The following is a 15550-nucleotide window of genomic DNA, read 5'->3' as shown; positions in this document are numbered from 1 at the left end:
CTGTATTTTTAAACCTTTCTAAAACGCTCTATTTCCGTCCAACCGGAAACAATACTCAAAAAAACGCTGGCATTTTGAATTAGATAAATTCAATAAGATAAGAATTTATACCCTTCCCAAGCAAAAAGACCAAACAGAAAACCAGAACATGGATATTAGAAAGCAAAAAATAGATGCATTCAACAAAAAGACATTTAATAGCATAAACACTTCTGATGAGTTTCAGAAAAAGAAAAGGTGTTTTTTACACTATTAAATAGCTTATTGAGTGTAAAGTTCATCCTCTTTTAACAAAAACCCAACTTCATGCTAATACGATGTTAACTTCGTACTTGGAAAGAATTAGTATCTTATCAACAAAAAGTTAACTTCCCGAAGGTATGAAGTTAACTTCATTTGACCGCCTACGCTCCAAAAGAGCCCCAATTGCTCATATTTTTGGCTATTGAGAACATTTCGTCCCAAATAGCGTTTTTTAAAACGTTCAAATCACAAACGTTTTGACAGTAAAAAAGCAAAATTAAGATCTTATCGATAAATTAAATCATTGGTTTGTGATACCTATAAACACTTAAAACTTATTGCATAAAACCCGCAACTGGCAACTTTTTCGTAACTTTGCGCGGTTAAGAAATAAACATTGATTCAATGGATTTTAAGTACGACGTTATTGTAATTGGTGCTGGACATGCAGGCTGTGAGGCTGCTGCAGCGGCAGCAAATTTAGGCTCAAAAACCTGCCTTATCACTATGGATATGAACAAGGTGGCGCAAATGAGCTGTAACCCTGCTGTAGGGGGGATTGCTAAAGGACAAATTGTACGTGAGATAGATGCTTTGGGTGGCTACATGGGATTGGTAACAGATCAGACAGCTATCCAGTTCCGTATACTAAATCGTTCGAAAGGACCGGCTATGTGGAGCCCGCGTGCACAGTGCGACCGGAATAAATTTATCTGGACCTGGCGTGAAATATTAGAAAATATACCTAATTTACATATCTGGCAGGATACCGTAAAGGAAATCATCGTTGAAAACGGAGAGGTTGTGGGACTGAAGACTTTCTGGGATGTGACGTTTCACGCCAAATGCATCGTATTGACCGCAGGAACTTTCCTGAACGGACTGATGCATGTAGGAAAAACAAAACTTCCGGGTGGACGTATGGCAGAACCGGCCTCTTACGAATTAACCGAATCCATCGCGAAACATGGCGTTGAATACGGACGAATGAAGACCGGCACTCCTGTACGTATTGACGGAAGAAGCGTACATTACGAACTGATGGACACCCAGGATGGTGAATGCGACTTCCACAAATTCTCCTTCATGAATACCAGTGTGCGACATCTTAAGCAATTGCAATGCTGGACGTGCTTTACAAATGAAGAAGTACATGACATTCTGCGCAACGGCCTATCCGATTCTCCCCTTTTCAACGGGCAAATACAAAGTATCGGACCACGCTATTGCCCGAGTATCGAAACAAAGATCGTAACCTTTCCCGATAAAGAACAGCACCAGTTATTCCTTGAACCGGAAGGGGAAACTACGCAGGAATTATATCTGAATGGATTCTCTTCATCTTTGCCGATGGATATACAGATAAAAGCACTGAAGAAGATTCCCGCTTTCAAAGACCTCGTTATTTATCGACCGGGATACGCTATCGAATACAACTACTTTGATCCGACACAACTAAAACACACGTTGGAATCGAAGAAAATCAGAAATCTCTTCTTCGCCGGACAAGTAAATGGTACTACCGGATATGAAGAAGCCGGCGGACAAGGTATCATTGCAGGTATTAATGCACACATCAATTGCCATGGCGGGGAGCCTTTCACCTTAGCAAGAGATGAAGCATATATTGGCGTATTAATCGATGACCTCGTGACTAAAGGAGTTGACGAACCTTATCGCATGTTTACTTCACGAGCCGAATATCGCATTCTTCTTCGCATGGACGATGCAGATATGCGACTCACAGAAAGAGCATACAAATTGGGGTTAGTAAAAGAGGACCGCTATGCTTTATTAAAGAGCAAGCGTGAAGCAATAGAAAGCATCGTAAACTTTGCCCGTAACTATTCAATTAAAGCTGCACTAATAAACGATGCACTTGAAAAATTAGGGACTACTCCCCTACGCCACGGATGCAAGTTGATTGATTTGATTAATCGTCCGCAAATTACAATAGAGAACATCTCCGAACACATACCGGCATTTAAACGCGAATTAGAAAAAATCACAGATGAAAGGAAAGACGAAATTCTGGAAGCTGCAGAAATTCTAATCAAATATGAAGGCTACATTGGACGGGAACGCATCATCGCTGACAAGTTGGCGAGACTTGAAAGTATTAAGATAAAAGGCAAGTTCGATTATGACAATCTTCAATCACTTTCGACTGAAGCCCGGCAGAAGCTTAAGAAAATCGATCCCGAAACAATAGCGCAAGCAAGCCGGATTCCCGGTGTTTCGCCAAGCGACATCAACGTATTACTGGTCCTTTCCGGACGATAGGGCACTTGCGTTTCACGTGAAACAAAACATTTAAAGAAACGATATAAAACAATGATTATGAGCAAAGAGAAGCTTAAAAAAAGCATCCGGGAAATACCGGATTTCCCAATACCCGGAATTTTATTCTATGATGTCACTACACTGTTCAAAGACCCGGAGCGCCTCCAAGAACTCTCGGATATTATGTACGAAATGTACAAAGACAAAGGGATCACCAAGGTAGTAGGTATCGAATCACGGGGTTTTATTATGGGTCCGATTCTCGCAACCCGCCTCGGAGCAGGATTCATACCTATCCGCAAACCCGGGAAACTCCCTGCCGAGACAATGGAAGAAAGCTATGACAAAGAATACGGCAAAGATACAGTGCAGATACATAAAGACGCCTTGAACGAAAATGATGTAGTATTATTGCACGATGACCTGCTGGCAACCGGAGGCACAATGAAAGCCGCCTGTAATCTCGTAAAGAAACTCCATCCGAAGAAAGTATATATCAACTTCATTATTGAATTAAAAGAGTTGAATGGGAAAAAAGTATTCGAAAACGACAAAGACGTAGAGGTACAATCCGTATTGTCGTTATAAATAAAATGAATATATTTGCAGGGCATAGTGATAATCACTATGCCCTTTTTTATGAATACAGATCAAGAACTTAAAACCAGCGAATACTTAAAAGGAATTGTTTCAAACCTTCCTGAAAAGCCCGGCATTTATCAATATCTGAATGCCGAAGGCACCATTATCTATGTAGGAAAAGCAAAAAACCTGAAACGAAGAGTTTATTCCTATTTTAGCAAAGAACATCAACCCGGAAAAACCCGTGTATTAGTAAGCAAGATCGCAGACATACGCTACATCGTAGTAAATTCAGAGGAAGACGCGTTACTGCTTGAAAATAACCTGATCAAGAAGTATAAGCCGCGCTACAATGTCCTGCTGAAAGACGATAAAACATATCCGTCCATCTGTGTACAGAACGAATACTTTCCAAGAGTATTCAAAACCAGGCGTATCATCCGAAACGGTTCATCCTATTACGGCCCATATAGTCACGCTCCGTCCATGCATGCCGTACTCGATTTGATAAAGCACTTATACCCTTTACGCACATGTAGCCTAAACCTTTCACCTGAGAATATTCGTGCAGGGAAGTTCAATGTATGCCTTGAATATCACATCAAGAACTGTGCCGGACCATGCATCGGACTGCAATCACAAGAAGAATACCTGAAAAACATCTCTGAAATAAAAGAGATCCTTAAAGGGAATACTCAGGAAATAAGCAAAATGCTGTACCAACAGATGCAGGAATTAGCCGCTGAAATGAAATTCGAGGAAGCACAAAAGGTGAAAGAAAAATACGCATTAATCGAAAATTACCGTTCGAAATCCGAGGTTGTCAGTTCGGTACTGCATAACATAGATGTATTCTCAATCGAAGAAGACGGTGAGAAATCAGCTTTCATCAATTATCTCCATATCACAAACGGAGCTATCAATCAGGCTTTCACTTTTGAGTACAAGAAGAAACTGAATGAAACAAAAGAAGAACTGCTCACATTGGGCATTATCGAAATGAGAGAACGTTACAAAAGCGCTTCGCGTGAGATTATCGTTCCTTTCAATATAGAAATGGAGTTGAACAACGTCACATTCACCATACCTCAGCGAGGCGATAAAAAGAAGCTGCTGGAACTATCTCTACTCAACGTAAAACAATATAAGGCTGACAGGATGAAGCAAGCTGAAAAACTGAATCCCGAACAACGCAGTATGCGTCTGATGAAGGAGATTCAGCAGGAGCTACATCTGGACAGATTACCGATGCAAATAGAATGTTTTGATAACTCAAATATCCAGGGGACAGATGCAGTGGCAGCCTGCGTAGTCTTTAAGAAAGCAAAGCCATCAAAGAACGATTACAGAAAATACAATATCAAAACAGTTGTAGGTGCCGATGATTATGCCTCAATGAAAGAGGTTGTCAGAAGACGATACCAACGCGTCTTAGAGGAAGAATCTCCCTTGCCCGACCTGATTATCACTGACGGTGGAAAGGGGCAAATGGAGGTAGTCAGACAAGTAATGGAAGAGTTGCAACTGGACATCCCTATTGCCGGGCTTGCCAAAGACCGCAAACACCGAACTTCTGAAGTGCTTTTCGGTTTCCCACCTCAAACAATCGGCATCAAACAGCATAGCCCTTTATTCCGGCTATTGGAACAGATCCAGGATGAAGTACACCGCTTCGCCATTACTTTCCATAGAGACAAACGTAGCAAACGACAGGTATCATCCGCTCTGGACAGCATCAAGGGAATCGGGGAGAAAACGAAAACCCTCCTGCTGAAAGAGTTCAAAAGCGTAAAACGTATCAAAGAAGCTTCTATGGAAGAAGTGGCCACGGTAATAGGTGAATCGAAGGCAAAAATCGTAAAAGAGGGTCTCAATAATCGCTAAAAATAGCTATCTTTGCAATAGTAAAGATAAGCAATATAATTCGAATGAGAGTAGTTATACAACGCGTCAGCCACGCTTCAGTCACAATTGACGGACACTGTAAATCCGCAATTCGGGAAGGAATGATGATTCTGACAGGTATTGAAGATACGGACGGACAGGAGGATATTGACTGGCTATGCAAGAAAATCGTAAATCTCCGCATCTTTGATGACGAAAACGGAGTTATGAATAAATCAATCTTAGATGCAGGAGGTGATATATTGGTAATCAGTCAGTTTACGCTACACGCATCTACAAAAAAAGGAAACCGTCCATCCTATATTAAGGCCGCCAAACCGGAAATATCAATCCCGCTTTATGAACAATTCTGCAAAGATTTGAGTTGTGCATTAGGGAAGGAAGTGGGAACAGGAGAATTCGGAGCCGATATGAAAGTAGAATTATTGAACGATGGGCCTGTAACTATTTGTATTGATACCAAAAACAAGGAATAATGACATTAGAAGAAGCACAGAAAGCCGTCGATTCGTGGATACACGAATACGGTGTACGTTATTTCAGCGAACTGACCAATATGGCTGTTCTCACGGAAGAAGTAGGCGAATTGGCCCGCATTATGGCTCGCAAATATGGCGATCAATCTTTTAAGGAAGGCGAAAAAGACAACATCAGTGACGAAATAACAGACGTACTCTGGGTGCTCCTGTGTATCGCGAACCAAACCGGCGTAAACCTCACAGAGGCATTTGCACGAAATCTGGAAAAGAAAACTCAAAGAGATAATAAAAGACATATCAACAATCCAAAACTGAGAGAACATGGAAATGAATGATACTCCTCAAGACAAGTACCTGACCGCTCTGGCTAAGTACAACACGCAACTGAACGATGCTGACGTACAGGCTCAAGTTGCAGCATTAATCGATAAAAAAGTACCGGAGAACAATACGGAGGAGGTAAAAAAATTCCTTTTCAACTGTATTGATCTGACCACACTCAATACGACAGACAGCGATGAAAGTGTCATGAGATTCACTGAAAAAGTGAATCAGTTCGATAATGAATTTCCTGATCTGAAGAACGTTGCGGCAATCTGTGTATATCCTAATTTTGCACAGGTGGTAAAAGACACACTCGAGGTGGAAGGTGTAAATATCGCTTGCGTATCAGGAGGATTCCCCTCTTCGCAAACATTTACTGAAATAAAGATAGCAGAAACCGCAATGGCAGTAGCTGACGGAGCCGACGAAATAGATATCGTGATTCCTGTAGGGGCATTTCTAAACGGTGACTACGAAACGATGTGTGAAGAAATTATGGAGCTAAAGGAAACTTGTAAAGAACATCATCTGAAAGTAATCCTTGAAACAGGTGCTCTAAAGACTGCCTCTAACATTAAAAAAGCTTCTATCCTATCGATGTATTCCGGAGCCGATTTCATCAAAACATCCACCGGAAAACAGCAACCGGCAGCAACTCCGGAAGCAGCTTATGTAATGTGCCAGGCCATCAAAGAATACCACGAACAAACCGGAAATAAAATAGGTTTTAAGCCGGCCGGCGGCATTAACAGCGTAAATGATGCCTTGATTTATTATACCATTGTAAAAGAGATATTAGGTGAAGAATGGCTTAGTAACAAACTGTTCCGTTTGGGAACCAGTCGTTTGGCAAATCTGCTCCTGTCTGAAATCAAAAGCGAAGAACTAAAATTCTTCTAAAGGCTACATTAGCAATCAAATATGTCATGCCGTGTCGTCCCCTTTATTAATGTGGGGTGACACGGTATTTTTATTTAAGAAAAACTAAAGTTACCTATAGAGAAGTCAGAAGATTTTTCTATCTTTGCGCTGATATTAGCCCACAGAGAGTAGGCTAAATCATTGTATTAGAGAACGTTTCAATTATTATCTTTTTCCTGGAATTCGGCAAAATTCATGTTATGAAAGGTAATAAGCAAACGGGTCTCACGCACCTTCACGTATATACTCTTGTTATATATCGAACGGAGCGTGAGACTGTTGCTTGTATCATCATAACGGCTTGCCGAAGCCCCAGGAAAGATACAGAGCAACAGTTCTCACGCTTTTCGGTTAACAAAGAATTAAAATAAACAAGAGTATGACAGAACAGGCATTATTTCAACAATTCAACCGGAACCAACAAAGGGAGAGTTTAGACAAGGCAAAGGAAACCGGATTATTTATCAGTCTGATTCCAAGTCTGCAAGAGCATTTCTATGTAGATAGTCTGACAACAGGAGCAAACCAAGAAACCCTCTCTAAACTTCTTCAGAGAAGTCCAAGAATCAAAAACGAAACGGCTGTTATTGAAATGATTCACTTCCTGCATGATGAAGGCGACCGTACTTCATTCAGTATTCTCCTACCCTTTCTACTGTCAGAATATGCTCCCAAAGAACTGGAGGAAAAACTACGGGAGCGTTTTTTCGGCATTGAACTTTTCATACGAAAATGCAACAACCTACACAATTTTATCACTTGTACAAAAGCTGGTCAGGCTGTTGAAATCAAAGAAGAAGACTTAAAAAAAGGAGTATTAGCATGGGATATGGGAAGAATGGTATGCCTGGTACGGATAGCCTACGATACCGGATATATTAATGAAGACCTTGCGTGGAATTATATTTGTTCGGCGGGCCAACAATGTATGCAAGCTTTTAGCAATTGGACTGAAGTAGGAAAAAGTTTCCTTTTGGGACAAGCAATGGAGGCTTCTGAAAAAGAAAAACAGGAAAGAAATATTAGCCTCTACCGAAAAGCGACAGAAGATGAAGAAAGCCCATGGAAAAAAAGAACACTGAAATAAAAAAGTTATTTATCTCGATCAACGACATAATCCACATATGTAATCAGGGCAGTCTTTACTGCCGAATCCGGGAGTATACGCAATAAATCAAGAGCGCGTTCTTTATATTCGTACATTACTTTTATGGCATACTCTATCCCTCCGTTTTGTTTGATAAACTCAATCAAACGGGCTATTTCGTCTACTGTAGCCGTACCATCCTTCACTTTGAGAGCCATTTCCTGCGCCCAGGCATCATTAGTAGTATTAAGTACATACAATGCTGGTAAAGTCAACTTACCCTCCAGCATATCGTTTCCGGTAGGTTTACCAATCTCTTTACTCTCAAAATAATCGAAAATATCATCTTTTATCTGGAAGCAGATTCCAATATTTTCGCCAAAAAGACGCGCAAATTCAGCCTTTTCATCGGTTATTTCTACCGAAAGCGCTGCAGCCTTGGTACATGCTGCAAAAAGAGCAGCTGTCTTCTTGCGGATAACATCAAAATAAATCGTTTCGGAATATTCCCGGTTACTGACATTGGAAAGTTGCAGTATTTCTCCTTCTGCCAGATCTTGTCCTAAACATGCTACCACACCGATAATATCATGGTTGCGAGTGCGCTCGGCATGTACCAGACTCGTTGCCAAAAGAAAATCCCCCACCAATACCGCTACTTTATTATTAAAAATGGCATTTACTGACAGTTGACCACGACGTTCCGTGCTTTCGTCCACTACATCATCATGCACCAGACTTGCCGTATGAAGAAGTTCAAGGGATACAGCTGCATGTAAAGTAGCAGGCTTTATTTCTCCATAAAGCTTTGCTACAAGCAACACAAGAATAGGGCGCATCATCTTACCATTCCTCTGCCGGATGTGAGCAATCACATTATTAAGCAAAAGATTTGAACTGGACAGAGAACTATCAAACAGATTTTTGAAATCTTCCAGCTCCGTAGTAATCGGGGACTTTATTAAAGATAAGCTATCCATGCACACACTATTTGAGCACAAAAGTAATAATAAAACGGTTAATACGGTATTTTTTTGTACTTTTACCATGAAAAAACTGAAAAATATGAATCAAAACAGCAAACTGTTCCTCTTAGATGCTTATGCTCTTATATATCGAGCGTACTATGCGTTCATAAAAAATCCCCGCATTAATTCCAAGGGATTTAATACATCGGCCATACTGGGATTCGTTAACACTCTGGAAGAAGTATTGAAGAAAGAGAACCCCACTCACATCGGAGTTGCATTCGACCCATCAGGCCCCACGTTCCGCCACGAAGCTTTTGAGCAATACAAAGCCCAACGCGAAGAAACTCCGGAAGCAATCCGCCTTTCCGTACCTATTATAAAAGATATCATCAGAGCTTACCGAATTCCCATCCTCGAAGTGTCGGGATACGAAGCAGATGACGTAATCGGGACTTTGGCAACAGAAGCCGGGAAACAGGGTATCACCACTTACATGATGACTCCCGACAAAGATTATGGTCAACTGGTAACAGATCATGTATTCATGTATCGCCCCAAATATGGAGACAAGGAATTTGAGGTAATGGGGATAGAACAAGTAAAAGCTAAATTCGATATCCAATCTCCGGCACAGGTTATCGATATGCTCGGACTGATGGGTGACTCCTCCGATAATATTCCGGGATGCCCGGGAGTAGGAGAAAAAACAGCTCAGAAATTAATTGCTGAGTTTGGCAGCATTGAAAATCTCCTTGAACATACCGATCAGTTGAAGGGAGCATTGAAGACAAAAGTTGAAACGAACCGGGAAATGATCATTTTCTCAAAGTTCCTGGCAACAATTAAAATAGATGTACCGATCCAACTCGACATGAATTCACTTGTCCGCGAACAAGCAGACGAAGAAGCACTCCGCAAAATCTTTGAGGAGCTGGAATTTCGTACATTGATGGAACGGATATTCAAAAAAGAATCATCACCGTCCCCCTCTCCTGCCGGACCACTGTTTAGTCAAGAAAATAGTCCCATTCAAGGTAATCTATTCGAAGAATTTACGCCCGACACTCCAACTGAAGAGAAAAAATCAAATCTGGAAAGCTTAAATTCATTAACCTACGACTATCAACTCATTGATACTGAATCAAAAAGACAGGAAATAATTAAAAAATTGCTGACATCAGAAATTCTTGCGTTAGATACGGAAACAACCGGAACAGATCCGATGGATGCAGAGTTGGTCGGAATGAGCTTTAGTATCGCCGAAAATCAGGCATTTTATATTCCGGTACCAGCGGGACGAGAAGAAGCGACTAAAATCGTTCAGGAATTTGAATCTGTTTTCAAAAACGATAAGTCACTCAAGGTTGGACAAAACATAAAGTATGATATGCTCGTTCTTCAGAACTATGGCATTGAAATCCGAGGCAGACTCTTTGATACCATGGTGGCACATTATGTACTCCAACCGGAGCTTCGGCATAACATGGACTATCTGGCAGAAATTTACCTGCATTATCAGACGATCCACATTGAAGAGTTAATTGGGCCGAGAGGAAAAGGACAAAAAAACATGCGCGACCTCTCTCCCAAAGATGTTTATCTGTATGCCTGTGAAGATGCAGATGTCACGCTTAAGCTAAAAAATATCCTGGAACAGGAATTAAAGAAGAATGATGCTGAGAAATTATTTTATGAAATAGAAATGCCTCTTGTTCCCGTTCTTGTCAATATCGAAAGCAACGGAGTCCGTTTAGATACGGAAGCATTGAAACAATCGTCAGAGCACTTCACCACAAGATTACAGAGTATCGAAAAAGAGATCTATAACCTCGCCGGAGAAGAATTCAACATTGCATCCCCCAAACAGGTAGGAGAAATACTGTTCGATAAATTGAAAATAGTAGAAAAAGCTAAAAAAACAAAGACCGGACAGTACGTCACCTCAGAAGAGGTCTTAGAAAGCTTACGCAACAAGCATGATGTTATCGGTAAAATATTGGAATACAGAGGGCTAAAGAAACTATTAAGCACTTACATCGATGCTCTTCCGCAACTGATCAATCCAAGAACAGGCCGCATACATACCTCATTCAATCAAACTGTTACTGCAACAGGAAGACTCAGTTCCAGTAACCCTAATCTGCAAAACATTCCGATCCGGGACGAAGATGGCAAAGAAATCCGTAAAGCCTTTATTCCCGATGACGGTTGCAGCTTCTTTTCCGCCGACTATTCACAGATTGAATTACGTATAATGGCGCACTTGAGCGAAGATAAAAACATGATTGATGCTTTTCTTAGCGGCTATGATATTCATGCTGCTACAGCGGCTAAGATCTATAAAGTAGATATAAAGGAGGTAACTGCAGACATGCGGCGTAAAGCCAAGACTGCCAACTTCGGCATCATTTATGGTATTTCCGTTTTCGGTTTGGCCGAACGTATGAATGTAGACCGCAAAGAAGCCAAAGAACTGATAAACGGTTATTTTGAAACTTATCCGCAAGTAAAAGCCTACATGGACAAAAGTATTCAAGTGGCGCGTGAACACGGCTATGTTGAAACCATTTTCCATCGCAAACGCTTCCTGCCGGATATCAACTCACGCAATGCGGTAGTGCGGGGATATGCAGAACGCAATGCAATCAATGCTCCGATACAGGGAAGTGCAGCGGACATAATCAAAGTTGCTATGGCTCGTATTTATGAACGTTTTAAAGCTGAAGGCTTGAAAGCTAAAATGATTTTGCAAGTACACGATGAACTAAACTTCAGTGTACCGGTAAAAGAAAAAGAGATAGTAGAGCAAGTGGTTATTGAAGAAATGGAGAAAGCCTATCGTATGCATGTCCCTTTAAAAGCAGATTGCGGATGGGGTACAAACTGGCTGCAAGCACATTGATAACAATCATTAACCATTCATTCAGAAAGCTACTTAAAAAGCATCTAAAAATACTTACTGTTTATATAAATATCCGGCAAACTACCTGCCGGATATCTTTTTTCTATTAAATGAATCAAAAAGTAATCTTAACCGGAAGCCGACAATTGACAATATGATAAAAAACTTCGGGTTTTATGCATTTATATCCGTTTTATATGTAACTTTGTCGCCGTTAAAACCAACTAACATTGGAAATTTGACAATTCAAAGACTTAAAAACAGATATCATGAAAACAACAGGATTTTTAAAAACAGCAGTATTATCAGCAGTTCTTTTAGTAAGCAGCATTACAGTTTGTGCACGGAACTATGATAACAATCTTATTTATAACTCTGAAGAAGAAAACGGCATGCTTGTAGGACAAACCGTTTATAAAATGGAAGGTTCTTCTTTGGCCAATTACATGAAATACAACTATAAATACGATACCAATAAACGTATGATTGAAAGTCAGACCATGAAATGGAACAGCTATAAAAATAACTGGGAAAATGATCTGCTCGTTCGCTATACATACGAAGGCAAAACTGTTACTACAAACTATTATAAATGGAATAACCGGAAACAAGAATTTATATTGGCTCCGGAAATGACTGTTACAATGGATAACCCTAATCTATAATTCTCCAATACTTTACTCTCTTAAAGATCTAACACAATACATACTCTGAAAAGACCGTTGCAGTAGCTTCGGTCTTTTTTTTGTGTCACGTGAAACATAAAAGAGTAAATCAAAGAAATGACCTTTAAAAGTACCCCGACAAAATAGCCGGAGTTTTTTCACAAAAAGCTCCGGCTTTACCCAACCAGTTAACTATCAAGAGAATTGTTTAATTGTTTAATACTGTTCATCTCAGTATTTTTTAAGAGTAATCGTACCTCACAAAGATACAAGCAAAGAGAGAGTACAACAACTCCTCTTTATCTAAAAATAGGATATATGGTTGCAGACAAGGTATAAATGGCAAAATAAAAGCTTATCTGACAGAAAAACCTTAAATTATACAGAAGCGTTCTTGCAACTCCTTCAAAAATCCCCGTGAAATAACTAAGTCCTCTTTATCACTAAAAGGAGGATAAAGCAGGCACTGCTTACTTTTAATCATTGCCAAATAATTGATGTTGATTATAGCCGACTGGCTGATCTGTACGAATGCATCGGAGTAACCGGTTATATCCCCAGCCGTTGTATTTTTCTTCAAACAAAGCTTTGTTTGATTAAAAAGCTCCACTTGCCACAAGCGCTTATCTTTCAAATATTCAAAATATCCTATTTCTTCAAGACGGAGAAATCTGAAACCTGTCACTGTACTGATCATAAATAGATCCCTACCGGGAATTAAAGTACCGACAGCAGAAGAGAAAGAGGGAATGGGTTGGGCAGCAGCCATTGTTTTACGGTAACGCTCAATAATCAAGTTCAGTTCTTCAGTATCATAAGGTTTCAGCAAATAATCGAAGGCTGACTCACGCAGAGCCTGCAGCAAATATTTATCATAAGCAGTATAGAAAACGACTTTCATGTCCCACAAGACCTGCTCACGAATCTCACTAAGCAAACGGATTCCTTGAATATCAGGCAATTCTATATCCAGGAACAAAAGGTCAGGATGTATATCCATGATAAGCTTCTTCCCTTTTGCCCCATTGCCGGCTGTCCCTTTTATCTCCAGATCAGCCTGCATTTCCAGATCCCGACGCAAAGCCTCAATAGCAGCCTTCTCATCATCTATAATAATCACCTTATACATATTTCCTATCTTTATAAATTGTAAGAATAGCCAAATGGTATATAGACTAAAACCTGTGTTCCGGTCTGCCCATTATTCGCCAGATTTTTTATCTCGAAACATATCTTCTCTCGATTTTTATCATTCAATAGCTGAATGGTCTGATAAAGTACCTTCAACCCTGTTCCTGTCCCACGCGCAGATGACATAGTTTGTGGTGAATATCCACGCCCATTATCACAAATATCAACCAATATACCATTGCCTCTCCGGCAGACTGATATGCGGAGCGACTTTAAACCTTCGATTCCGGCCAGCCCATGTTTTAACGCATTCTCTACCGGTATCTGTACAATCATTGAGGGGATGATCACTTGTTGAATATCCAAGCCCTCTTCGATCTTTATATCCATTGAAAAATCATCTCCGAGCCGTCCCTGCTCCAGACGAATATAGGTTTTCACAAATTCCAGTTCATCATAAAGAGAAACGCTAAGTTTCTCCGTAAACTCCAAACTCTTACGAAGCAGCCTGACCAGCTCCGTAAGATCATCACACAAAGCCCCGTCACCCTTAAACTGACTAATCTCACGATTCAGCACATTAAATGTAAAATGGGGTGAAATCCGGTTCCGAATATTCTCCATGCGAAGACGCCCGATCTGATTGATATGCCGTTCCTGAAGAAACATACGCTTCTTCTTCATATACCAATAAATACATCCTGCCACGACAACAGATACAATACAAACCAAAGCCCATAGATATGCTGTCAGTTTCAGTTCCTTCATCTCCCCTCTTTGTTTCTCAATCACCAACTCTCTACGCATCACAATCGTATCCTGCCGATAACGCATATCCAATTCTGCAACGCGAGTACGAACCCGTTCATTGCGAATAGAATCATTAAGTTGAAGATCGTATTTCTGATATTCATAAGCCTTTTTATAATCCCCTACCCGTTCGTAATAATGCTGAAGGTAGTGATTACGTATGTTTATCATATTGGCATCTATATGTCCATAATTGGCCGAGCGTTTGATAATTTGTCCGGCAAGAGCCATATTCCCCTTTTTAAGTGCAAGCTCAATCATTTGTGTCTCTATGTAATAGAGCGCCGATTGATTCCCGATTTCGGAGAAGAACCTATAACTTTCGTCCAGATATAGTTGCGCTGAGTCCAGTTTATTGGTTATCACATAAAGCTCACCGAGATTTGCCTTACAAAGATTTTGCTCAAAAACCATTTGCGGATAAGACTCTACCACATCCAATGCACGACTGATGTAACAGACAGCCTGGGGGTAATCTTTCTTATAATAAAAATGATTTCCCCGGTTATTCAGATAAGTCCATTTCTCAGAAACGCTCATCCGGTCAAAAAAAGCCCCGGCCAACTCATAATAATGATTGGAAAGTTCAAAGTCGCGCAATTCCATGTATGTCTGTCCGAGACCATAGTAAACCGGAAACTTATTACGATCCGGTAATCCGAGGGAATCACAAAGAAACAAGGCCCGGCGATAGTAATACGCAGCATACGTATAATCTCCTTTATGAACATTGGCATCAGCCAGATTTATGCATAAGTCCGGCAGATAGTCCGGCTCCTTTCCCTGTAACCTTTCTTTGTATGCTTTTTCATAGGAGATGATTGCAGAGTCGGGCTGAGTACGCTGCATCAGAACGTTACCCTCTATATTATAAACGGTAGAAAGCAAATCATGTACCTCCGGTGAAGGTGTAACCCTGTCGCAAAAACGCTTAATAAACTGATTATAATACAGGATTGAATCAAAATCCGCCGTAACAAAATAAGATTTGGAATAGAATGATAAAAGACGGTAATAGGATAGGCTGTCAGAGGTGCCCGATAAGGCTTGTCGCAACAGATGACGTGAATATTGAGTATTGGTAAACAATGAATCCTGGGCGCACCGTTCCACAGAGTCCGAACTCATGCCCGGAAAAGCTAAATCAGAATGGCTTGTGTTTTGTTTACAGCCCGTTAACAGTAATAACAAACAAAAAAATACAATTGCCCGGTTTGTTTTATGCCTCATTGTTTTGATTTCACGTG

At 40.5% G+C, this 15550-nt stretch carries 12 protein-coding genes; 9 read left to right on the top strand and 3 right to left on the bottom strand.

Annotated elements, in window-relative coordinates; translation table 11 throughout:
* Window positions 1-648: 648 nt before the first annotated feature.
* The 7 genes from mnmG (at window position 649) to G7Y45_RS03820 (ending at window position 7824) form a co-directional block, all read left to right on the top strand.
* Window positions 649-2526, top strand: a complete 1878-nt coding sequence (gene mnmG, locus G7Y45_RS03850) for a tRNA uridine-5-carboxymethylaminomethyl(34) synthesis enzyme MnmG (RefSeq protein WP_165015034.1) — start codon at window positions 649-651, stop codon at window positions 2524-2526.
* 51 nt (window positions 2527-2577) lie between these two features.
* Complete coding sequence (locus G7Y45_RS03845) at window positions 2578-3114, top strand: adenine phosphoribosyltransferase (protein WP_080546255.1); 537 nt, start codon at window positions 2578-2580, stop codon at window positions 3112-3114.
* 51 nt (window positions 3115-3165) lie between these two features.
* Complete coding sequence (gene uvrC / locus G7Y45_RS03840; RefSeq protein WP_165015037.1) at window positions 3166-4992, top strand: excinuclease ABC subunit UvrC; 1827 nt, start codon at window positions 3166-3168, stop codon at window positions 4990-4992.
* 44 nt (window positions 4993-5036) lie between these two features.
* The gene (gene dtd, locus G7Y45_RS03835) at window positions 5037-5489 is read left to right on the top strand and encodes a D-aminoacyl-tRNA deacylase (protein WP_005779633.1); all 453 of its coding nucleotides are present in this window, start codon (window positions 5037-5039) and stop codon (window positions 5487-5489) included.
* Window positions 5489-5827: a nucleotide pyrophosphohydrolase gene (locus tag G7Y45_RS03830; RefSeq protein ID WP_005779634.1), complete on the top strand. Its 339-nt coding sequence runs from the start codon at window positions 5489-5491 to the stop codon at window positions 5825-5827. Before dtd ends, G7Y45_RS03830 begins: the two co-directional genes overlap by 1 nt.
* Entirely contained in the window at window positions 5814-6716 is a 903-nt protein-coding gene (deoC, locus tag G7Y45_RS03825; protein WP_165015040.1) for a deoxyribose-phosphate aldolase, read from the top strand. The genes G7Y45_RS03830 and deoC overlap by 14 nt, the downstream gene beginning before the upstream one ends.
* 400 nt (window positions 6717-7116) lie before the next feature.
* Entirely contained in the window at window positions 7117-7824 is a 708-nt protein-coding gene (locus G7Y45_RS03820) for a DUF1266 domain-containing protein (protein WP_005779637.1), read from the top strand.
* 5 nt (window positions 7825-7829) lie between these two features.
* Here the strand turns inward: G7Y45_RS03820 and G7Y45_RS03815 are convergent, their stop codons facing one another.
* Window positions 7830-8804, bottom strand: a complete 975-nt coding sequence (locus tag G7Y45_RS03815) for a polyprenyl synthetase family protein (protein WP_022011643.1) — start codon at window positions 8802-8804, stop codon at window positions 7830-7832.
* A gap of 85 nt (window positions 8805-8889) precedes the next feature.
* Here G7Y45_RS03815 and polA point away from each other — a divergent pair, with 85 nt between their 5' ends.
* Both polA and G7Y45_RS03805 read left to right on the top strand, forming a co-directional pair.
* The gene (polA, locus tag G7Y45_RS03810; protein ID WP_165015043.1) at window positions 8890-11697 is read left to right on the top strand and encodes a DNA polymerase I; all 2808 of its coding nucleotides are present in this window, start codon (window positions 8890-8892) and stop codon (window positions 11695-11697) included.
* 269 nt (window positions 11698-11966) lie between these two features.
* Window positions 11967-12362 carry a DUF3836 domain-containing protein gene (locus tag G7Y45_RS03805; RefSeq protein WP_005779642.1) on the top strand — a complete coding sequence of 132 codons (396 nt, stop codon included), beginning with the start codon at window positions 11967-11969 and terminating at the stop codon, window positions 12360-12362.
* Between the two features lie 373 nt (window positions 12363-12735).
* Here the strand turns inward: G7Y45_RS03805 and G7Y45_RS03800 are convergent, their stop codons facing one another.
* A complete protein-coding gene (locus tag G7Y45_RS03800) occupies window positions 12736-13491 on the bottom strand; it encodes a LytTR family DNA-binding domain-containing protein (protein ID WP_005779643.1) in 756 nt (251 codons plus the stop codon).
* Window positions 13492-13502: 11 nt separating this feature from the next.
* Window positions 13503-15533: a histidine kinase gene (locus G7Y45_RS03795; RefSeq protein ID WP_165015046.1), complete on the bottom strand. Its 2031-nt coding sequence runs from the start codon at window positions 15531-15533 to the stop codon at window positions 13503-13505.
* Window positions 15534-15550 lie beyond the last annotated feature (17 nt).

This window comes from Bacteroides sp. ZJ-18 (assembly GCF_011038705.2).
In the GTDB taxonomy this organism is placed as follows: Bacteria; Bacteroidota; Bacteroidia; order Bacteroidales; family Bacteroidaceae; genus Bacteroides; species Bacteroides hominis.
This window is presented reverse-complemented; position numbering and strand designations above follow the sequence as displayed.